This window comes from Nocardioides nitrophenolicus, from assembly GCF_016907515.1.
Lineage (GTDB): Bacteria > Actinomycetota > Actinomycetes > Propionibacteriales > Nocardioidaceae > Nocardioides > Nocardioides nitrophenolicus.
Map to the genome: position 1 here is coordinate 4,249,215 of NZ_JAFBBY010000001.1, position 19,103 is coordinate 4,268,317.

General features: G+C 72.6%; 19 protein-coding genes and 1 riboswitch. Of the genes, 11 read left to right on the forward strand and 8 right to left on the reverse strand.

The annotated features are described in order from the left end of the window. Positions 1-100: 100 nt before the first annotated feature. Both JOD66_RS20470 and JOD66_RS20475 read left to right on the forward strand, forming a co-directional pair. Complete coding sequence (locus JOD66_RS20470; RefSeq protein WP_204838652.1) at positions 101-1,756, forward strand: GMC family oxidoreductase; 1,656 nt, start codon at positions 101-103, stop codon at positions 1,754-1,756. Beyond that, the gene (locus JOD66_RS20475; RefSeq protein ID WP_204838653.1) at positions 1,753-3,312 is read left to right on the forward strand and encodes a succinic semialdehyde dehydrogenase; all 1,560 of its coding nucleotides are present in this window, start codon (positions 1,753-1,755) and stop codon (positions 3,310-3,312) included. Before JOD66_RS20470 ends, JOD66_RS20475 begins: the two co-directional genes overlap by 4 nt. Before the next feature lie 158 nt (positions 3,313-3,470). On the opposite strand, the gene JOD66_RS20480 is transcribed toward JOD66_RS20475, so the two are convergent. Continuing rightward, on the reverse strand, positions 3,471-3,914 hold the full coding sequence (locus JOD66_RS20480) for an Hsp20/alpha crystallin family protein (RefSeq protein ID WP_204838654.1): 444 nt from the start codon (positions 3,912-3,914) through the stop codon (positions 3,471-3,473). A gap of 87 nt (positions 3,915-4,001) precedes the next feature. On the opposite strand from JOD66_RS20480, the gene JOD66_RS20485 reads away from it, so the two are divergent. Then, positions 4,002-4,301: a MerR family transcriptional regulator gene (locus JOD66_RS20485; protein WP_307823631.1), complete on the forward strand. Its 300-nt coding sequence runs from the start codon at positions 4,002-4,004 to the stop codon at positions 4,299-4,301. 111 nt (positions 4,302-4,412) lie between these two features. Continuing rightward, on the forward strand, positions 4,413-4,973 hold the full coding sequence (locus tag JOD66_RS20490) for a hypothetical protein (RefSeq protein ID WP_204838655.1): 561 nt from the start codon (positions 4,413-4,415) through the stop codon (positions 4,971-4,973). Between the two features lie 6 nt (positions 4,974-4,979). On the opposite strand, the gene JOD66_RS20495 is transcribed toward JOD66_RS20490, so the two are convergent. The 6 genes from JOD66_RS20495 to JOD66_RS20520 form a co-directional block, all read right to left on the reverse strand. After that, positions 4,980-5,765 (reverse strand): dioxygenase family protein, encoded by a 786-nt coding sequence (locus JOD66_RS20495; RefSeq protein ID WP_239545357.1) that lies wholly within the window; start codon positions 5,763-5,765, stop codon positions 4,980-4,982. A 58-nt stretch (positions 5,766-5,823) separates the two neighbouring features. Beyond that, positions 5,824-6,522: a uracil-DNA glycosylase gene (locus tag JOD66_RS20500; RefSeq protein ID WP_307823632.1), complete on the reverse strand. Its 699-nt coding sequence runs from the start codon at positions 6,520-6,522 to the stop codon at positions 5,824-5,826. A 320-nt stretch (positions 6,523-6,842) separates the two neighbouring features. Further along, positions 6,843-8,267 carry a pyridoxal phosphate-dependent decarboxylase family protein gene (locus JOD66_RS20505; protein ID WP_239545359.1) on the reverse strand — a complete coding sequence of 475 codons (1,425 nt, stop codon included), beginning with the start codon at positions 8,265-8,267 and terminating at the stop codon, positions 6,843-6,845. After that, entirely contained in the window at positions 8,257-9,591 is a 1,335-nt protein-coding gene (locus JOD66_RS20510) for an MFS transporter (protein ID WP_204838657.1), read from the reverse strand. Before JOD66_RS20510 ends, JOD66_RS20505 begins: the two co-directional genes overlap by 11 nt. Beyond that, the gene (locus tag JOD66_RS20515; RefSeq protein ID WP_204838658.1) at positions 9,588-10,772 is read right to left on the reverse strand and encodes an alpha/beta fold hydrolase; all 1,185 of its coding nucleotides are present in this window, start codon (positions 10,770-10,772) and stop codon (positions 9,588-9,590) included. The genes JOD66_RS20510 and JOD66_RS20515 overlap by 4 nt, the downstream gene beginning before the upstream one ends. Positions 10,773-10,801: 29 nt before the next feature. Beyond that, positions 10,802-12,226, reverse strand: coding sequence for an alpha,alpha-trehalose-phosphate synthase (UDP-forming) (locus JOD66_RS20520; protein WP_204838659.1), 1,425 nt, complete (start codon positions 12,224-12,226; stop codon positions 10,802-10,804). Positions 12,227-12,326: 100 nt separating this feature from the next. Here JOD66_RS20520 and JOD66_RS20525 point away from each other — a divergent pair, with 100 nt between their 5' ends. Both JOD66_RS20525 and JOD66_RS20530 read left to right on the forward strand, forming a co-directional pair. Next, entirely contained in the window at positions 12,327-13,607 is a 1,281-nt protein-coding gene (locus JOD66_RS20525) for a sensor histidine kinase (RefSeq protein WP_204838660.1), read from the forward strand. Next, on the forward strand, positions 13,604-14,263 hold the full coding sequence (locus JOD66_RS20530; RefSeq protein ID WP_204838661.1) for a response regulator: 660 nt from the start codon (positions 13,604-13,606) through the stop codon (positions 14,261-14,263). The genes JOD66_RS20525 and JOD66_RS20530 overlap by 4 nt, the downstream gene beginning before the upstream one ends. Here JOD66_RS20530 and JOD66_RS20535 read toward each other — a convergent pair. Continuing rightward, positions 14,248-15,258, reverse strand: a complete 1,011-nt coding sequence (locus tag JOD66_RS20535) for a Gfo/Idh/MocA family protein (protein ID WP_204838662.1) — start codon at positions 15,256-15,258, stop codon at positions 14,248-14,250. The two genes, JOD66_RS20530 and JOD66_RS20535, sit on opposite strands and share 16 nt — an antisense overlap. Before the next feature lie 104 nt (positions 15,259-15,362). On the opposite strand from JOD66_RS20535, the gene JOD66_RS20540 reads away from it, so the two are divergent. From JOD66_RS20540 to JOD66_RS20560, 5 genes are all read left to right on the forward strand, one after another. After that, positions 15,363-15,665 (forward strand): DUF3263 domain-containing protein, encoded by a 303-nt coding sequence (locus tag JOD66_RS20540; protein WP_204838663.1) that lies wholly within the window; start codon positions 15,363-15,365, stop codon positions 15,663-15,665. Between the two features lie 32 nt (positions 15,666-15,697). Then, positions 15,698-16,237, forward strand: coding sequence for a LytR C-terminal domain-containing protein (locus JOD66_RS20545; protein ID WP_204838664.1), 540 nt, complete (start codon positions 15,698-15,700; stop codon positions 16,235-16,237). 66 nt (positions 16,238-16,303) lie between these two features. After that, entirely contained in the window at positions 16,304-17,155 is an 852-nt protein-coding gene (gene otsB, locus JOD66_RS20550; RefSeq protein WP_372442661.1) for a trehalose-phosphatase, read from the forward strand. A 78-nt stretch (positions 17,156-17,233) separates the two neighbouring features. Continuing rightward, a riboswitch (SAM riboswitch) is annotated at positions 17,234-17,377 on the forward strand. A 10-nt stretch (positions 17,378-17,387) separates the two neighbouring features. Next, positions 17,388-18,671, forward strand: a complete 1,284-nt coding sequence (thrC, locus tag JOD66_RS20555) for a threonine synthase (RefSeq protein WP_204838666.1) — start codon at positions 17,388-17,390, stop codon at positions 18,669-18,671. A gap of 141 nt (positions 18,672-18,812) precedes the next feature. Further along, positions 18,813-19,091 (forward strand): MoaD/ThiS family protein, encoded by a 279-nt coding sequence (locus tag JOD66_RS20560; RefSeq protein WP_204838667.1) that lies wholly within the window; start codon positions 18,813-18,815, stop codon positions 19,089-19,091. Positions 19,092-19,103: the final 12 nt, after the last annotated feature.

Consider the following 19,103-nt stretch of genomic DNA (forward strand, 5'->3'; position numbering starts at 1 on the left):
TCGCAAACGAAACACTTTCGTGAAGAAACTAGAACGCGTTACAGTGACGTCGCCGGGCCCCCGACGACCCCGGTCACCGAGCGAAGGATAGGAAGCGCCGATGGCGAAGCGTGCGAGGTACAGCAACGAGGCCGACTACGTGGTGGTCGGTTCCGGCAGCTCCGGGTCGATCGTGGCCGGGCGGCTCGCCCAGTCCGGCGCGAGCGTGATCCTCATCGAGGCTGGCAAGTCCGACGACAAGGGCATGCACGGCTACTTCACCAAGAAGCCCGGCATGATCGGCCCGATGCATTCCGAGCCCAAGCTCGAGCGGCTCTTCGACTGGGGCTACCGCTCGGTGCCGCAGCCCGGCCTCGACGGACGCCGGATGCCCGCCCCGCGCGGCAAGGTGGTCGGCGGCTCCAGCTCGGTCAACGGCATGGTCTACGTGCGCGGCAACCGGGCCAACTACGACTCGTGGGCGGCCGAGGGCAACACCGGATGGGACGCCGACAGCGTCAACGCGGCGTTCAAGCGCTACGAGGACTTCGAGGACGGCGAGAACGCCTACCGCGGCGCCGGCGGCCCGATCAAGATCACCCGCAACAAGACGCCGCAGGAGGGCACCCTCCAGTTCATCCAGGCCACCGCCGACACCCTCGGGGTGAAGGTGCTCGACGACTACAACGCCGCCGAGCAGGAGGGCATCGCGCGGATGCAGCAGAACACTGCTGACGGGCTGCGGTACTCGTCGTCACGCGGCTACGTCCACCACCTCGCCCCGCGCACCCTCGAGCTGCAGACCGAGGTGCACGTCGCCAAGGTCGTCATCGACAACGGCCGCGCCACCGGCGTCGAGGTCATCGACCAGGGCAAGGGTGGCGGCACCCGCCGCTTCATCCGGGCCGGCAAGGAGGTCGTGCTCTCCGCCGGCTTCGCGAACACGCCCCAGCTGCTGATGCTCTCGGGCATCGGCCACGCCGACCACCTCGCGAGCGTCGGGATCGACTGCGTCGCGGACCTGCCCGTCGGCGACAACCTGCACGACCACCTGTTCCACCCGATGTCCTTCCACGTCCCGAGCGTGCAGTTCCGCGGCAACGCGTGGACCTTCTTCAAGGGCATGGCCAAGGACCTGACCCGCGGTGGCTCCTTCCTCGACAACTCGGTCTTCGAGTCCGTCGGCTTCGTGCGTACGTCGGCCGCCACCGACGTACCGGACCTCCAGCTGCACATGCTCCCGTGGGCCTACCCGAGCCCCAACCAGGACGAGCCGATCCGGCACATCCCCGACGGGCGCCCGTCGCTGACCGTCTTCTCGACGCTGATCTACCCCAAGAGCCGCGGCACGCTGCGCCTCGCGTCGTCCGACCCGACGGCCGCGCCGCTCATCGACTACGGCTTCTTCACCGACCCGGCCGACGTCGAGGTGCTCGCCGAGGGCACCGAGATGATCCGCGAGATCATGGCCTCCGCGGCGTTCGGTGGCGGGGTCAAGGAGGAGATCCACCCCGGGCCGTCGATCCCCAACGGCAAGGAGCTGCGGGTCGCGCTCAAGAACCGCTCGACGTCGGTCTACCACGGCGTCGGCACCTGCCGGATGGGCGTCGACGAGCGCGCGGTGGTCACGCCGGACCTGAAGGTCCGTGGCATCGAGGGGCTGCGCGTCGCGGACGCCTCGATCATGCCGAGCATCACCGGCGGCAACACCAACGCGCCGTGCTACATGATCGGCGAGAAGGCGGCCGAGCTCATCCTGGGCGGCGTCCGGTGGTGACGACGACGCGTCCCGCCTCGGTCACCGACGAGCTCCTCGAGCGCCTGGTCGCCCGGGTCCCCGGCCGCTCCGGCGCGACCTGGAAGCTCACCGAGGTCTACACCGGCGAGGTCCTCGTCGAGCTGCCGCAGTCGACGCCCGAGGACATCGAGGAGGCGTTCGCGAAGGCACGCGCCGCGCAGGCGCTGTGGGCCCAGTGGCCCGTCGCCAAGCGGCTCGAGGTCTTCGACCGCGCCCACACGCTGCTCGTCGACAACGCCCACACGACCGCGGACCTGATCCAGGTCGAGAGCGGCAAGAACCGGCGGATGGCGATCGAGGAGACCTGCGACCCGCCGATGGTGATGTCGTACTACCTCAAGCGCGCCAAGAGGCTGCTCGCCCCCAAGAAGCACGGCGGCCCGGTGCCGGTCGTCTCCGGCTCGACCGAGATCCGCGTCCCCAAGGGCGTCGTCGGCATCATCGCGCCCTGGAACTTCCCGTTCGCGACGGGCCTCTCCGACGCGATCCCCGCGCTCATCGCCGGCAACGCCGTCGTGGTGAAGCCGGACAACAAGACCGCCCTGTCGCCGCTCTACGGCATCTCGCTGCTCGAGGAGGCGGGTCTGCCCAAGGGTCTGTTCCAGGTCGTCTGCGGCGAGGGCCCCGACATCGGCCCGACGTTGATCGACAACGCCGACTACGTCATGTTCACCGGCTCCACCGCGACCGGACGGGTGATCGGCGAGCGCGCGGGCCGCAACCTGATCGGCTGCTGCCTCGAGCTCGGCGGCAAGAACCCGATGATCGTGCTCGACGACGTCAACGTCGAGGAGTGGGTCGAGGGGACCACCTTCGGCGTCTTCGGCAACACCGGCCAGATCTGCATGCACATCGAGCGGATCTACCTCCCCGAGAGCCGGTACGACGAGCTCAAGTCCGCCTTCGTCGAGCGGGCCGCGAACCTGCGGATCGGGGCGGCGTACGACTTCGGGCCGGAGATCGGGTCCCTGGTCAGCCCCGACCACCGCGACCGGGTCGCCTCCCACGTCGAGGACGCGGTCGCCAAGGGCGCCACCGTCCTCACCGGCGGCCGGGCCCGGCCCGACATCGGCCCGGCCTTCTTCGAGCCGACCGTGCTCGAGGGCGTCACCAAGGACATGCTCGCCGGCCACACCGAGACCTTCGGCCCGGTCGTGGCGCTCTACCCCTATCGCACCGTCGACGAGGCGATCCACCTCGCCAACGACACCGACTACGGCCTCAACGCCTCGGTGTGGAGCGGGGACCTGGCCCGCGCGGAGGCCGTCGCGGCCCGGATCGAGTCCGGCAACGTCAACATCAACGACGCCCTCGCGACGGCGTACGCGTCGAAGGGGTCGCCGTCCGGCGGCGTCAAGAAGTCCGGCGTCGGCGCCCGCCACGGCGACCAGGGCCTGCTGAAGTACACCGACGCCAAGAACGTCGCCGTGCTCAAGAAGCAGGTCATGGGCCCGCGCCCCGGCCAGGGCTACGACGCCTACGTCAAGCAGATGCTGACCTCGCTCAAGCTGATGAAGAAGCTCCGCGTCCGCTGACCCGGCAGAAAGTTGCGCCGGTTTTCCGCCGACCCGGCAGAAGGTAGCTCCGGAATTGCGCCGACCCGGCAGAAACTTTCTGCCGGGTCGGCGCTGTCTACGCGCCAGTTTCTGCCGGGTCGGCGCAATCCAACATCCAGTTTCTGCCGGGTCGGCGGTCAGGCCTCGATCGCGTCGCGGTCGCCCGCGGGGGACTTGCCGGCGATCTCGATCTTGCGCGGCTTGGCCTTCTCCGCGACGGGGATGACCAGGCGCAGCACACCGTTCTCGTACGCCGCCTCGATCCGCTCCAGGTCGAGGTTGTCGCCGAGGACGAGCTGACGCGAGAACTGGCCGTGCGTGCGCTCGGACGCCAGCCGCTGCCAGTCGCCGTTGCCGGCGACCCGCTCGGCCCTGATGGTCAGCACGTTGCGCTCGACGTCGATGTCGATGCTCTCCTTGCTGATGCCGGGCAGGTCGAACTCGAGCACGAACTGCTCGCCCTGCCGCCAGGCGTCCATCGGCATCACGGCCGGCCGGTTCGTCGTACCGAGTCCGGCGCCCAGGAGCTGACCGGCGAGCCGGTCGAAGTCACGGAACGGGTCGGTGGTACGCAGCAACATGACAGGTTCCTCCTTCGGGTACGCCGGCACCGAGGTGTGCCGGGCGGTGCGTTGATCTGCAATGTCTGTTATAGATAATCTGTGCCTGTGAATCAAGGGCGGACGCGCGATCGTGGTGAGCACACGCGGGGCGTCTTCGCGATCTCGGTCGCGGCCGAGATGACCTCGCTGCAGATCCAGAACCTGCGCGTCTACGAACGGCGTGGACTGCTCGAGCCGGCCCGCAGTGACGGCGGCACCCGCCTCTACAGCCGGGCCGACATCGAGACCCTGCACCGGATCCGGGACCTGCTCGGCGAGGGGCTCAACCTCGCGGGCATCGCGCGGGTGCTCGAGCTCGAGGCCGAGGTCGCCCGGCTGCGGGCGCGCCTGGCGCGCCCGACCTGAGCCGCCTGAGCCACCGGCGTCGACGGGCGCCGCGCGGGAAATCGTCGTCCTGCGCACATCCGGGCGCTCCGGGGTGGCGCCGGGCGAGCGGCGCTCGAAGCATGGTCGTCCATGGGCCGCCTCATCGCCGGTGTCGTCGCCTTCCTCCTGCTCGCCGTCCTCGGCGGGTGCTCCGGTCGCGAGCCGGCGCCGACGGCCGACCCGACTCCCGTCCCCACGCCCAGCAGCCCCACGCCGAGCAGTCCCGCGCCCAGCAGTCCCGCGCCGAGCAGCCCGGCGCCGACCCCACCGTTCGACTACTGCGCGGCGGCGCGCGACTTCTCGGCGCGGTTCGGCGGCCTGTTCCTGGTCCCGATGCTCGACGACCCGGACGCCGCCGAGGACCGGTTCGCCGCGTTCGCGGAGCGGGCGCCGCGGCCGATCCGCCGCGACTGGCGGCGGGTGCGGCGGGGCTTCGGCGCGCTCGCGGACGGAGTGCGGCGCAGCGGCCTCTCGGCGCAGCGCTACGTGGCGGCCCACCGCGGCGACACGACGGGACTGACGGCCCGCCAGGCGCGGATCGTACGACGAGCCGCCGGGGCGGTCGACCGCGTCGCCGTGGCGGCGGCCGAGCGTCGCGCGGTCGACGACGTGCGGCGGGCGTGCGGTGTCAACCTGTACCGCCGTTCGTAGGGCGGATCAGGCGACCTGCAGGGACCGCTTCGAGAGGCCCATCCAGAACCCGTCGATCACCTGGTCGCCGGGCGTGGTCGGGTCGGTCGCGGCGCCGAGGGTGACGAAGAGCGGCGTGTAGTGCTCCACCGTCGGGTGCGCGAACGGCATGCCCGGCGCCTTGTCGCGGTACGACGCCAGCTCGTCGACGTCGCCGCGCGCCATCGCCTCGCCGGCCCAGGCGTCGAAGTCGCTCGACCAGCCGGGGGCGGCGGCGTCGAGCTCCCAGGAGGTCAGGAAGGGCAGGCCGTGGGTCAGGAAGCCGGAGCCGATGATGAGCACGCCCTCGTCGCGCAGCGGCCGGAGCCGGCGGCCGATCTCCATCAGCCGGCCCGGGTCGTGGGTGGGCATCGACATCTGCAGCACCGGGATGTCGGCCGCGGGGTACATGATCTTCAGTGGCACCCAGGCGCCGTGGTCCAGTCCGCGCGAGGCGTGCTGGTGGATCGGCTCGGTGCGCGGCATCATCGCCGCCACCCGCTGCGCGAACGCCGTGGCGTCGGGCGTCTCGTAGGTCATCTGGTAGTACTTCGGCGCGAACCCGCCGAAGTCGTAGACCAGCGGCACGCCGCTCGCGGTGAGCGACAGGGGCGCCGACTCCCAGTGCGCGCTGACGATGAGGATCGCCTTCGGTCGCGGGAGGTCGCCGGCCCAGGCGGCGAGCTGGCTCGACCACAGCGGGTCGTCGAGGAGCGGGGGAGCGCCGTGCCCGATGTAGAGGGCCGGCATCCGGGTGCTGGTGTCCGTCGTCATGTCCACTCCAATAGTTGAGAGTTCAACTATATTCCCCGACGCCGCTCCGGACAAGGGCTCAGGCCGGCAGGGTCCAGTCGACCGGCTGCCCGCCGCGCTCCACGAGCAGCGCGTTGACCCGGCTGAACGGTCGCGACCCGAAGAAGCCGCGCGAGGCCGACAGCGGGGAGGGATGGGGCGACTCGACCGACGGGATCGGGCCGAGATGGGCCTTGAGGGTCTGCGCGTCCCGGCCCCACAGGATGGCGGCGATCGGCGCGCCCGCCTCCGCCCGGCGGACGACGGCCTGGATGGCGCACGCCGTGACGTGCTCCCAGCCCTGGCCGCGGTGCGAGCCCGGCTCGCCGGGGCGCACGGTCAGCACCCGGTTGAGCAGCATCACGCCCTGCTCGGCCCAGCCGGTGAGGTCGCCGTGGCCGGGGGAGACGAAGCCGACGTCGTTGGCGAGCTCCTGGTAGATGTTCACCAGGCTGCGCGGGATCGGCCGCACCCCGCGGTCGACCGCGAAGCTGAGCCCGATCGGGTGACCGGGCGTCGGGTACGGGTCCTGGCCCACGATGAGGACGCGTACGTCGGCCAGTGGGCGCCGGAAGGCGCGGAACACGTGCTCGCCGGCCGGCAGGTAGGCGCGCCCCGCGGCGATCTCGGCGCGCAGGAACTGCCCCAGCGCGGCGACCCGGTCCTCGACCGGGGCGAGGGCCTCGGCCCAGTCGGCGGCCATCAGGCCCTGGTCGACGAGTCCCTGGAGAGCACCCACGGCCGAACCCTAGGACACCAAAGGTGTCGCGGTCCCCCCAGACCCCCACCCTCCCGAGGTCCGGCCGTGGTTGCTGCTCCGGTGGCCGCGCGGCCGGCGGGCGCCCCTCTCCCTCCCAGGGGCGCCACGACCGGCGTGCGTGGCTCCGACGCGGATCCCGAGCCCGTTGGTCCTCCGGGGGCACTCCCGGCAATGGGGTGCCGGACCCGGTGGGGCTCCCTCCAGCGGGCTCTGAGGTCCGCGTCGGTACCGAGGAATCTACGGAGCGGGCGGGGGGCCGGGCATCGGGAACGAGGCCGGGACCCGCTAGTCCTTTGGGACTATGTCCCGGGTGCGAACGGCCGGGCGAGCCGGTCGAGGAAGGCGACCAGGACCGCCTCGCGCAGTGCGGGCGGGGCGACGTCGAGCAGTGCGTTGACCGGCGCCATCCGCTCCGGCAGGCCGAGCCCCTCGTCGCCGGCGAGGCCGCCGGCCGCGAGCAGCAGGTCGAACTCGGCGTCGCCGAGGGTGGCCGGGTCGAGCGTGCGGAGCAGGTCGGCGACGCCCGGGTCGACCGGCACCGGGCCGGCCTCCCGCGCGGCGTCCACCGACGACGCCAGCGCGGCCAGGAAGGCGGCGGGGTCGGTGGCCGCGCTGATCGCGACGTGCAGCGACGGCCGGCGCTCGCCGTAGGACAGCTGGGGCTGGACGAACCACCCGCGCTCGGCCATCTCGTCGCAGACGGTGAAGACGTCGAGATCCGGGTCCGCCACCGCGGCGACCAGCGTCGACTCCGGCGGCGCGACGAGGGAGAGTCCGGGCAACGCCGCGATGCCGGCGGCGATCGCGTCGGTCGCGGTCAGCGCCTGCTCGGTGAGCCGGAGGTAGCCGGCGTCGCCGATGGCCTGGACCGTCGCCCAGGCGCCCGCGGTCGGACCGCCCGAGCGCGTGGACTGGAGCGTCGCGTTCAGCATGGTGTAGCCGGGCCAGCCGGCGTGGGCGAAGTACTGCGGGCGGCGCAGCGCGGGATCCCGGTGCAGCAGCAGCGACGCGCCCTTCGGCGCGTAGGCGTACTTGTGGAGGTCGGTCGAGATCGAGGTGACCCCCTCGACCGCGAAGGTCCACGGCGTCACCGGGCGACCCAGCCGGGCGGCGTACGGCAGCACCCAGCCGCCGATGCAGGCGTCGACGTGGCAGCGCACCCCGCGGGCCGCCGCGGCCGCGGCGATCTCGGGGACGGGGTCCACCACGCCGTCGGCGTACGACGGCGCGCTGGCCACGACGAGCACCGTCGAGTCGTCGACGGCGGCCGCCATCGCGGCGGCGTCGGCCCGGTGGTCGGGCCCGGTCGGCACCACGACCACCCGCACGCCGAAGTAGTGCCCGGCCTTGTGGAAGGCCGCATGCACCGTGTCGGGTACGACGATCGCCGGGTCGCGCACCTCGGGCCGCGCGTCGCGCGCGCCCTGGACCGCGAGCAGACAGGACTCGGTGCCGCCCGAGGTCAGCGTCCCCACCATGGTGGCCGGCCCGTCGACGAGGGGGCGGGCGAAGGACACCAGCTCGTTCTCCATCGCGAGCAGGCTCGGGAAGGCCGTCGGGTCCAGGCCGTTGCTGCCGGCGAAGGCGGCGACCGCCTCGCGCGCGAGCGCGTCGACCTCGGCGAGCCCGGCGTCGTAGACGTAGGCGAGGGTGCGCCCGCCGTGGACCGGCAGGTCGTCGGCCTGGAGCGCGGCCAGCCGCGCGCGGATCTGATCAGGCGTCAACGAGGTCGACCTCTCTCTCATCGAGGGCGTAGCCGCGCAGCCACCACAGGCTCGCGAGCACCAGGATCGCCGGCAGGACCGAGAAGCCGAGCGTGATCGCGGTGACGGCGGAGTCCGGCTGCACCACGTCGCCGCCGGCGCTGGAGCGGTACGAGCCGAGCGCGAGCACCACCGCGAACAGACCCGGGCCCAGCGCCAGGCCGAGCGTCTCGCCCGCCGTCCAGACGCCGGTGTAGACGCCGACCCGCGAGGACCCGGTACGCCGCGCGTCGACCGCCGCCGCGTCCGGCAGCATCGCCATCGGGAACACCTGGACGCCGGCGTACCCGACGCCGACCAGTCCCACCGCGGCGAAGACCACCGCGGCCGGCGCGGACCCGGCCAGTACCGCCAGGGCGGCGCCGACGGCGAGCACGAGCGAGGACGTGACATACCCGCGCTTCTTGCCGATCCGCCGTCCGATCGCCGCCCACGCGGGCGTCAGCAGGAGCGCCGGCCCGACGAAGCAGACGAACAGGACGGTCGAGGCGCCGTCGCGCTCCAGCACGTCGCCCGCGAGGTAGTCGACTCCCGCGAGCATGCAGCCGGTGGCGAGGGCCTGCACCACGAAGGTGACCAGCAGCAGCCGGAAGTCCCGCGCCGCCGCGACCAGGCGGAGCTGGTCGCGCAGGCCGCCGGGGCCGGGCGCCACGTCTCCGGTCCGTGCGCCACGGGTGCCGCGGTAGGCGAGCAGGGCGCCGGTGACGATGATCGCGGCCATCACCACGCCCATCACCCGGTAGCCGTCGCGGCCGCCGACCGCGTCCCGGATCGCCGGGGCACTGGCGCCCGCGAGCAGGATCGTGAACGCCAGGATCGCGACCCGCCAGGTCATCAGGCGGGTGCGCTCGGCGTAGGAGTCGGTGATCTCGGCGGGCATCGCGACATAGGGCACCTGGAAGAAGGCGTACGCCGTCGCGCAGGCCAGGAAGGCCACCAGCACCCAGGCCGCGTCGAACGCCCGCGAGCCGAGGTCGGGCCCGGCGAAGAGCACCGCGAAGCACAGGCCCAGCAGCAGCCCGGCGCGCAGCAGCCAGGGGCGTCGCGGGCCGCGCGGGTCGACGGTGCGGTCGCTGATCCGTCCCGCGACCGGGTTGAGCACGACGTCCCACGCCTTCGGGAGGAACACGATCGCGCCCGCCAGGAGGGCCGGCACGGCGAGGGTGTCGGTGAGATAGGGCAGCAGCATCAGTCCCGGGACGGTGCCGAACGCGCCGGTGGCGACCGAGCCCGCGCCGTACCCGATCCGGACCCGCCGGGGGAGCGGCGTCGTGGGGGCGCTCACTTCCCGAGTGCTCGCGAGGCGGCCGAGGAGTGCCGCCGCCTCCGGTTGGTGCCGATCGGGGTGGTGGGCCGGTTGTCGGTGGACCACTGGGTGATCCACTCGTCCATCGCCAGCCAGGTGGTGGTCCGGGCCGCGCGACCGGTCAGCATGCCGAGGTGACCGCCGGGCACCACCTCGAAGCGCACCTCCGGCGACTTGGTCAGCAGGGGTACGACGGCCCGCACCGCGGGCACCGGGGCGATGCCGTCGGTCGCGCCCCCGAACACCAGCACGGGGACGGTGATCTCGCCGAGGTCGATGGTGCGGTCGTCGAGCTCGAAGGTACCGCTGGCGAGCTGGTTGCCCTTGGCGAAGCGGTGGTAGAGCTGGCCGAAGGTGCGGCCGGGGTAGGCGATCATGTTGGCGGTGAAGTGGTCGACCGCCTCGACCTGCGCGAGGAACTCGCGGTCGTCGACATGGGTCGCCAGCGCGATCGGCTTGGTGACCAGCTTCTGGAAGGCGGTGAGCTGGAAGGCCCACTTCACCAGGGGCTTCGGCGCCCCGCCCAGCATCTGGTAGCCCTTGGTGATCGGGCCGTTGCCGTTGAACAGGTTGAGCAGCGGCCGGAAGGGCGCCAGGAGCGGCACCAGCGAGATGTCGATCGGCGAGCCGACCACGCTCAGCGACGCGACGGGCAGGTCGCCGGAGCGCTGGTCGGCGAGGGTGAGCAGCGAGAAGATGCCGCCCAGGGACCAGCCGATGACGTGCACGGGACGGCCGCCGGCGTGCGCCGAGACCTCCCGGATCGCGGTCGGCACGACCTCGTCGACCCAGTGCTCCATGCCGAGGTTGCGGTCGCGGAAGGAGACCTCGCCGTACTCCACGAGATAGGTCGGCCGGCCCTCGGTGACGAAGTGCTCGACCAGCGAGCAGCCGCGGCGCAGGTCGTAGCAGCTCGACGGCGCGGCGAGCGGGGTCACCAGCAGCACCGGGTCGCCGTGCTCCTGGACGTGGCCCGAGGGTCGGTAGTGGTAGACCTCGCGCAGGGTGCCGTCGTCGATCAGCGTGCGCGGCATCGGGCGCAGGTCGGCCACCCCGCCGTAGAGCAGCTTGTGGGCGACATTGCTCGCGGCAGCGACGACCTGGTCCGGGGCGGGGAGCAGGCCGGCGCCCGGAACCGAGCGCAGGGGCACCAGATCCATGGCCGAACGCTACCGCGCGGTAGCCGGGTTCAGGAGCGGGTCGCCGGACGTACCGACTTGGTGTGGCTGTGGCTCTCGTCCTCGAGCTCGGTCATGAAGCTGTCGGCCCACGCCTTCACGTCGTGCTGCGCGATCTGACGGCGCATCGCCTTCATCCGGCGGGTGAGCTCCTTGGGCTCGGCCGCGTAGGCCTCGAGCAGCGCTGCCTTCATGCCGTTCATGTCGTAGGGGTTGACCAGCCAGGCCTGGCGCAGCTCGTCGGCCGCGCCGGCGAACTCCGAGAGCACCAGGGCGCCGTCGTCGTCGATGCGGCACGCGACGTACTCCTTGGCCACCAGGTTCATCCCGTCGCGGTAGGGCGTGACGACCATGATGTCGGCGGCCCGGTAGAGCGCGGCCATCTCCTCGCGGGGGTACGACGTGTGCAGGTAGCTCACCGCCGGGCGGCCGATCCGGCCGAGGTCGCCGTTGATCCGGCCGACGAGCAGCTCGATGTCGTCGCGCAGGTTGCGGTAGTGCTCCACGCGCTCGCGGGAGGGGACCGCGACCTGGACGAAGACCGCGTCGTCGACGGTGAGCGCGCCGTCGCGGATCAGCTCGCCGAAGGCACGCAGCCGGGCGTGGATGCCCTTGGTGTAGTCGAGGCGGTCGATGCCGAGGAAGATCTTGCGCGGGTTGCCGAGCGCGTCGCGGATCGCGTCCGCGCGCTCGGCGACGGCCTCGGAGCGGGCCAGCTCCTCGAAGCCGGCGGCGTCGATGGAGATCGGGAACGCGGCGGCGCGCACGGTGCGGCCGTCGGGCAGGTAGACGAGGTCGCGGTGCGTCTTGTGGCCGACCCGCTGGCGGACCAGGCGGATGAAGTTCTGTGCCGCGCCGGGCAGCTGGAAGCCGACCAGGTCGGCGCCGAGCAGGCCCTCGAGGATCTGGCGGCGCCACGGCAGCTGCTGGAACAGCTCGGCGGGCGGGAACGGGATGTGGAGGTAGAAGCCGATGCGCAGGTCCGGGCGCAGCTCGCGGAGCATCTGCGGCACCAGCTGCAGCTGGTAGTCGTGCACCCACACCGTGGCGCCGTCGTTGGCGAGCTCGGCGGTGCGCTCGGCGAAGCGCCGGTTGACCTTGACGTAGGTGTCCCACCACTCGCGGTGGAACTCCGGCTTCGCGACCACGTCGTGGTACAGCGGCCACAGGGTGCCGTTGGAGAAGCCCTCGTAGTGCTCCTCGATCTCCTCCGCGGACATCGCGAGCGGGACCAGGTCGAGGCCGTCGACCTTGAACGGCTTGAACTTCTGGGTGCCGCCCGGCCAGCCCACCCAGACTCCGTCGTGGGCGCGCATCACCGGCTCGATCGCCGAGACCAGGCCACCGGGAGAGCGGCGCCAGCGGGCCTTCCCGGCGTGGTCGGTGACGCGGTCGACGGGAAGGCGGTTGGCGACGATCACGAGGTCATGGCCCACGTGGTCACCCTAGTGGGACGGAGGTTGTCGGGCTGGCCCGACAAGCGGTGTCGCGCTGGCAGGATGTTGCCGACGACCTCCCCGGAACGATGCTGGACCCATGACCGACGCCCTGGTGACGAGCCCGCCCGCGCCCCGCCCCGCGATGCGGTGGCTGCGCGACACCGGCTATGCCCTCGCGGCGCTGCCGGTGGCCCTGGTCGCGCTCGTCGTGGTGATCGCGCTGGTGGCGTCCGGGCTCGGGCTGTCGGTGGTGGTCGGCGGCGTGTTCGTGCTCGTCGTGGGCGTGTACGCCGCCCGCGGCTTCGCCCACGTCGAGCGGCGCCGCCTCGCCGCGCTGTCCGGCCGGGCGGTGCCGGAGCCGGCGTACCTGCGCGCGCGGGCCGGCGACGGCTTCTGGCGCCGCTCGCTCACGCCGCTGCGCGATCCGCAGTCGTGGCTGGACGTGGTGTGGTCGCTGGTCGGCTGGATCACCGCGGTCGTGTCCTTCTGCGTGGCGATCACCTGGTGGGCGACGGCGCTCGGCGGGCTGAGCTACTGGTTCTGGGAGCGCTTCATCCCGCGCGACGGCAGCGACGCGCAGAGCCTGGCCGACCTGATCGGGCTCGGCGAGAGCCGGACCGCCGACGTGGGGCTGGTCTCCTCGATCGGCGTCGCCGCCCTGGTCACGCTGCCGTTCGCGCTGAGGTTCGCCGCCGTGGTGCACGCCAGCCTGGCGTCGGTGCTGCTGACCAGCCGGGCCGAGCTGCAGGGCCGGGTCGCCCGGGTCGAGGAGAGCCGCGAGTCCGCGCACCGGGCCGAGGCCGACTCGCTGCGCCGGCTGGAGCGCGACATCCACGACGGCCCGCAGCAGCGGCTGATCCGGCTCGGCATGGACCTCGGCCGGGCCCGGGTGCAGCTCGCCCAGGACCCGGCGACCGCGGCCCGCACCCTGGACGCCGCCGTGGCCCAGACCCGGGAGGCGGTCGAGGAGCTGCGCGCGCTGTCCCGCGGGATCGCGCCGCCGCTGCTGGTCGACCGCGGCCTGGCCGCCGCGGTGGGAGAGATGGCTGACGGCCAGCCGATCCCGGTGCGGGTGACGGCCGACCTGCCGCCCGAGCTGCCGCTCGCGGTCGAGACGGCCGCCTACTTCGTGGCCGCCGAGGCGCTGACCAATGTCGTCAAGCACAGCGGCGCCGACCGCGCCGACGTCGCCCTGGAGGCGGTCGGCGGGCGGCTGCGGGTCACCGTCGTCGACAACGGGCGCGGCGGGGCGGCCGCCGTACCGGGGCACGGGCTGGCGGGCCTGCGCGAGCGCCTGGCCGGGGTCGACGGCGCCCTCGTCGTGGTCTCCCCGCAGGGTGGCCCGACCCGGCTGCGCGCGGAGGTGCCGTTGAGGTGAGGATCGTGGTCGCCGATGACTCCGTGCTGCTGCGCGAGGGGCTGCAGCTGCTCCTCGCGGAGGCCGGCCACGACGTGGTCGCCGCCGTCGGCGACGGCCCGGCCCTGGTCGACGCGGTGCTCGCGCACCGCCCGGACCTCGCCATCGTCGACGTCCGGATGCCGCCCAGCCACACCGACGAGGGCCTGCGCGCCGCGGTGGCCTGCCGGCGCTCCTGGCCGGGGGCGCGGGTGCTGGTGCTGTCGCAGTACGTCGTGGCGTCGTACGCCGACGAGCTGCTCGCCACGGGGGAGGGCGGCGTCGGCTACCTGCTCAAGGACCGGGTGAGCGAGGTCGGCGAGTTCCTCGACGCCCTGGTGAGCGTGGCCGACGGCGGGACCGTGCTCGACCCGATGGTGGTCAAGCACCTGATGGGCCGCCGAAGCGATCCCCTCGGCGCGCTGACCCCGCGCGAGCGGGAGGTGCTGGCGCTGATGGCCGAGGGCCGGTCGAACGCCGCCGTCGCCGACGCGCTGGTCGTCTCGCTGGCCGCGGTCGAGAAGCACACCCAGCGGATCTTCGCGAAGCTCGGGCTCAGCCCCGACGACGACCAGTCGCACCGGCGGGTGCTGGCGGTGGTCCGCTTCCTGCGCGCCGACGCTCAGTCGTCCGGGTAGCGGATCCCCAGGTCGGCCCGCAGCGCGTCCAGCTGGCGCAGGACGGTGAGGGTCTGGGCGTGGGGGACGAGCGGGCTCTCGCGCAGTCCGGCGCGCACGCACCGCTCCACCTCCGCGATCTCGTTGCCGTACCCGCGCCCGACCACCGGCTCCTCCCCGGTCAGCACGACCCGCTGGTCGGGCCGCCCGACCGGCGTGAACACCGCCGCGGTGGGATGGTGGAAGTCGCCCTCGAGCTCGATCCGGCCGAGGTCCGTGGCGAGCGCCGCGGCCCGGGAGGACCACGAGGTCATCGAGGCGTGCAGGCTGGCGATCGCGCCACCCGGATAGCGCCCCGCGATCGCGAGGTCGAGGTCGACGCCGCCGTCGGTGACGACGCCGACCGCGCGCAGCTCCTCGGCCTCGCCGAGCAGCAGGTGGGCGAGGGTCAGTGGATAGACGCCCATGTCGAGCAGCGCCCCGCCGCCCAGCTCGGGGGCGAGCAGGCGGTCGGTCGGGGGAGCGTCGACCCGGAAGCCCAGCTCCGCGGCCAGGTGGCGCGGCGTACCGAACCGACCGCTGGCCAGCTCACGGCGCAGCTGCCGGATCACCGGGTGGCACGCCGTCCACATCGCCTCCATCAGGAAGCGGTCGTGCTCGCGCGCCAGCCGGACCAGCTCCTCGGCGTCGGAGGCGCGCAGGGTCAGCGGCTTCTCGCAGAGCACGTGCTTGCCGGCCCGGAAGGCGGCGCGGGAGCCGTCGAGATGGAGGGAGTGCGGGGTCGCGACGTAGACCACGTCGACCGCGGGGTCGGCCACGAGCGCCGCGTAGTCGCCGTGGGCGCGGGTGCGCCCGTCGCCGTACGCCTCGGCGAAGGCGCGGGCGGACGTCTCGCTCCGCGAGCCCACGGCGGCCAGCCGGGAGCCGGGGACCAGGGCGAGGTCGGTGGCGAAGGAGCGCGCGATCTTCCCGGTGGCGAGGATGCCCCAGCCGAGGGGATCCGGGGTGCCGGTCATGATCCGACCCTAGGGCGCGCAACGCCCGGCGCGGCCGAATGACATCGTTGTGATTCGCGGGTTACAGTACGAGTCAGCACATCTCTGACGCGTCGAGGAGACCTATGACCGCCGAGCGCAAGACCCAGGAGAACGCCGCCGGCGCGGCCGATCCGGGTGGCCTCAGCGACCGCGATCGCGCCATCCTCGAGTTCGAGCGGCACTGGTGGAAGTACGCCGGCGCCAAGGAGAGCGCGGTGCGCGAGCAGTTCGACATGAGCGCGACCCGCTACTACCAGGTGCTCAACGCCCTGATCGACCGCCCCGAGGCCCTCGAGGCCGACCCGCTGCTCGTGCGCCGCCTGCGGCGGCTGCGCTCGCAGCGTCAGCGTCAGCGGTCCGCCCGGCGCCTGGGCTTCGAGATCTGAACCCACCGAACCAGCTACCCGGAGAGGCGGCCATGACCTTCCCCACCTGGCCCACTCGCACCCGAGACGAACGCGGCGCCGTCCTGCCCTCGCCCGTGGTGCTGCTCACCATCGTCGCGGTGGCCCTCGCGGCCATCGCCTTCGTCGCCACCCGCGGTGACGGCCCCGCGGAGCGCGACATCTCCGCCACCAAGGCCGCCGCCACCCCCACCGCGACCGCCGACCAGCCCAGCGACGCCCCCACCGAGCCGACCGACGCCGCCACCGAGAAGCCGGCGCCCCCGCCCGTCGTCCGCGGTGACCACGCGGTCGTCGTCTTCAACAACACCCGCATCCGCGGCCTCGCCGGCCGGGTCTCGGAGAAGGTCAAGGCCGCCGGCTGGAAGGTCGCCGCCGCCGACAACTGGTACGGCACGGTTCCCGCGACCACCGTCTACTTCCCCAAGGGCAAGAAGGCCGTGGCCCAGCTCCTCGCGCTCGACCTCGGCATCGCCCGGGTGCTCCCGGCCGACACCGACAGCGACATGAGCGACACCAACATCACCGTCATCCTGACGGGCGAGCTCGATTGAGCCGATAAGGCGAGCGTTCACCCACCCGTCATCCGCCGTCGCGGGTGACGTGATGGGATGGGGTGCGTGAGGTTCACCTCGGACTCCGGTCAGCAGCGCTACGACGCCCTGGTGCGCGTCGCGTCCCGGACCGTCGTCGGGCTGGACTTCGACGGCACCCTGTCGCCGATCGTCGACGACCCGGGCCGGGCGCACATCCACCCCGACGCGCCCGAGGTGCTGATGGAGCTGGCCGAGGAGGTCGCAGCGATCGCGGTGATCACCGGCCGGCCGGCGCGTCAGGCGCTCGACCTCGGTGGCCTGGAGGAGGTCGGCGACGCCCTGGAGGCGGCCGGCAAGGAGCTGTTCGTGTTCGGGCAGTACGGCAACGAGCGCTGGAGCTCGGGCCAGCGCCGGATCCGGGGAGCCCGGCCGCCGCGGGGGCTGGCGACCTTCGAGCGGGACCTGCCGCGGGCGCTGCGGCGGGCCGACGCCAGCGATGCGTACGTCGAGGACAAGGGCCTCGCGGTCGCCGTCCACACCCGCCGGCTGCCCGACCCGGAGGGCGCCTTCGACCGGCTGCTGCCGCCGCTGCGCGAGCTCGCCGACCGGCACGGTCTGGTGCTGGAGCCGGGCAAGTCGGTGATCGAGGTGCGCTCGGCGGGCTCCCACAAGGGTCTGGTGGTGCACCGGCTGGCCGCGGTGCTCGATGCGGAGGGCTTCCTGTTCGCGGGCGACGACCTCGGCGACGTCGAGGCGTTCGAGGCGGTCGAGGAGCTCGCCGAGCGTGGGGTGGCCGCGCTGCGGGTCTGCTCGGCGTCCGACGAGCAGAGCGCGCTGGTGACGCTCTCGGACGTGGTCGTCCACGGTCCCGAAGGCGTGCTCGAGCTGCTCCGGCGGCTCGCCACGGACGCGCGGGCGGCCCGTCGCACCCCCTGAGTCTCACATTTCGGACGCCAGTCTCGACATCCGGGATCCCGATTGGGTGCCGGTGGTGGATCGCCCCTAGGCTGTGCGTGCTCATCCAGAGGGACTGAGGGAACGGCCCTGAGAAGTCCCGGCAACCGCCGCGAACTCCCGCCGACCACTGCTCGCAGAGGCCGACGTCGCGGAAACGGTGCCAAATCCGACCCGTGCGAGAGCCGCCGGGACAGATGAGAAGGAGGAACCCATGAGCGCCGTTGTGACCGAGGTCGAGACGACCGAGTCGAACCCGTCCGGGCTGCGCGAGGGCGCGTTCGGCAATGCCACCGCCCTGTCGTGTCGCGAGTGCGGCCACCAGGTCGCGCTGGGCCCGTTCTACGCCTGCCCGGAGTGCTTCGGGCCGCTGGAGATCTCCTACGACTTCCCGGCCGTCACCCGCGAGCAGATCGAGGCCGGCCCCCGCAACATCTGGCGCTACAAGGCGCTGCTGCCCGTCCCCGACGACATCGAGACCAGCCCCAACACCGAGCCCGGCTTCACCCGCCTGCTCGAGGCGAGGAACCTGGCCGCCGAGCTCGGCATCGCCAAGCTCTGGGTCAAGGACGACTCCACCAACCCGACCAACTCCTTCAAGGATCGCGTCGTCGCCTGCGCGCTGAGCGCCGCCCGCGAGCTGGGCGCGACGACGTTCGCGTGCCCCTCGACCGGCAACCTCGCCAACGCGGTCGCGGCCGCCGGAGCCCGGGCCGGGATCAAGACCGTCGTCTTCATCCCCAGCAACCTCGAGACGCCCAAGCAGGTCAACTCCGCGATCTTCACCGAGAACCTGGTCGCCGTCGACGGCAACTACGACGACGTCAACAAGCTCGCCTCCGAGATCGCCGGCGAGGAGGAGGGCTGGGCGTTCGTCAACGTCAACGTCCGTCCCTACTACGCCGAGGGCTCCAAGACCCTGGGCTACGAGATCGCCGAGCAGCTCGGCTGGCGGCTGCCCGACCAGGTCGTCATCCCGGTCGCGTCCGGCTCCCAGCTGACCAAGGTCGACAAGGCCTTCCAGGAGCTGATCAAGCTCGGCCTGGTCGAGGCCAAGGAGTACCGGATCTTCGGCGCCCAGGCCACCGGCTGCGGTCCGGTCGCGACGGCGTACAAGGCCGGCACCGACGCGATCCGCCCGGTCAAGCCCGACACCATCGCCAAGAGCCTGGCCATCGGCAACCCCGCCGACGGCATCTACGTCCTCGACATCGCCCGTCGCACGGGCGGTGCGGTCGAGGAGGTCACCGACGAGGAGATCCGCGAGGGCATCGTGCTGCTGGCCCGCACCGAGGGGATCTTCACCGAGACCGCCGGCGGTACGACGACCGCGGTCACCAAGAAGCTCGTCGAGACCGGCCAGCTCGACCCGACCCTCGAGACCGTCATCATCAACACCGGCCACGGCCTGAAGACCCTCGACGCGGTCTCCGGCCAGGTCGGCGCCGCGGCCACCATCGCCCCGAGCTACAGGGCCTTCAAGGAGACCGGTCTCTGATGAGCGCCGCCTGGCGGAGCGTCCGCGGCGTTGTCGCCGCTTGACGACCGCTTCGCTCCCAGGTCGCCTGCGCGGCTCCGCCTTGCGGCCGCACGCGCCAGGCGACGCTCATTCCCCAACCACTACAGCAAAGGAATTTCCATGGCAGTCAGCGTCCGGATCCCCACCATCCTCCGCACCTACACCGGCGGTGAGTCCGAGGTGAGCGCCACCGGCGCCACCCTGGCGGAGATCCTCGACGACCTCGACGCCAACTACGCCGGGATCAAGGGCCGGATCCTCGACGAGGACGGCAAGCTGCGCCGCTTCGTCAACGTCTACGTCAACAACGACGACGTGCGCTTCGAGCAGGACCTCGCCACCCCGACGCCCGACGGCGCCGAGGTCTCGGTGATCCCGGCGGTCGCGGGCGGCTGCTGAGCCCGGACGACC

Coding starts and splice junctions, on each gene's coding strand:
- JOD66_RS20470 (WP_204838652.1), top strand. CDS start 101: ATGGCGAAGCGTGCGAGGTACAGCAACGAGGCCGACTACGTGGTGGTC.
- JOD66_RS20480 (WP_204838654.1), bottom strand. CDS start 3,914: ATGTTGCTGCGTACCACCGACCCGTTCCGTGACTTCGACCGGCTCGCC.
- JOD66_RS20490 (WP_204838655.1), top strand. CDS start 4,413: ATGGGCCGCCTCATCGCCGGTGTCGTCGCCTTCCTCCTGCTCGCCGTC.
- JOD66_RS20495 (WP_239545357.1), bottom strand. CDS start 5,765: ATGACGACGGACACCAGCACCCGGATGCCGGCCCTCTACATCGGGCAC.
- JOD66_RS20515 (WP_204838658.1), bottom strand. CDS start 10,772: ATGGATCTGGTGCCCCTGCGCTCGGTTCCGGGCGCCGGCCTGCTCCCC.
- JOD66_RS20525 (WP_204838660.1), top strand. CDS start 12,327: ATGACCGACGCCCTGGTGACGAGCCCGCCCGCGCCCCGCCCCGCGATG.
- JOD66_RS20535 (WP_204838662.1), bottom strand. CDS start 15,258: ATGACCGGCACCCCGGATCCCCTCGGCTGGGGCATCCTCGCCACCGGG.
- JOD66_RS20540 (WP_204838663.1), top strand. CDS start 15,363: ATGACCGCCGAGCGCAAGACCCAGGAGAACGCCGCCGGCGCGGCCGAT.
- JOD66_RS20545 (WP_204838664.1), top strand. CDS start 15,698: ATGACCTTCCCCACCTGGCCCACTCGCACCCGAGACGAACGCGGCGCC.
- thrC (WP_204838666.1), top strand. CDS start 17,388: ATGAGCGCCGTTGTGACCGAGGTCGAGACGACCGAGTCGAACCCGTCC.
- JOD66_RS20560 (WP_204838667.1), top strand. CDS start 18,813: ATGGCAGTCAGCGTCCGGATCCCCACCATCCTCCGCACCTACACCGGC.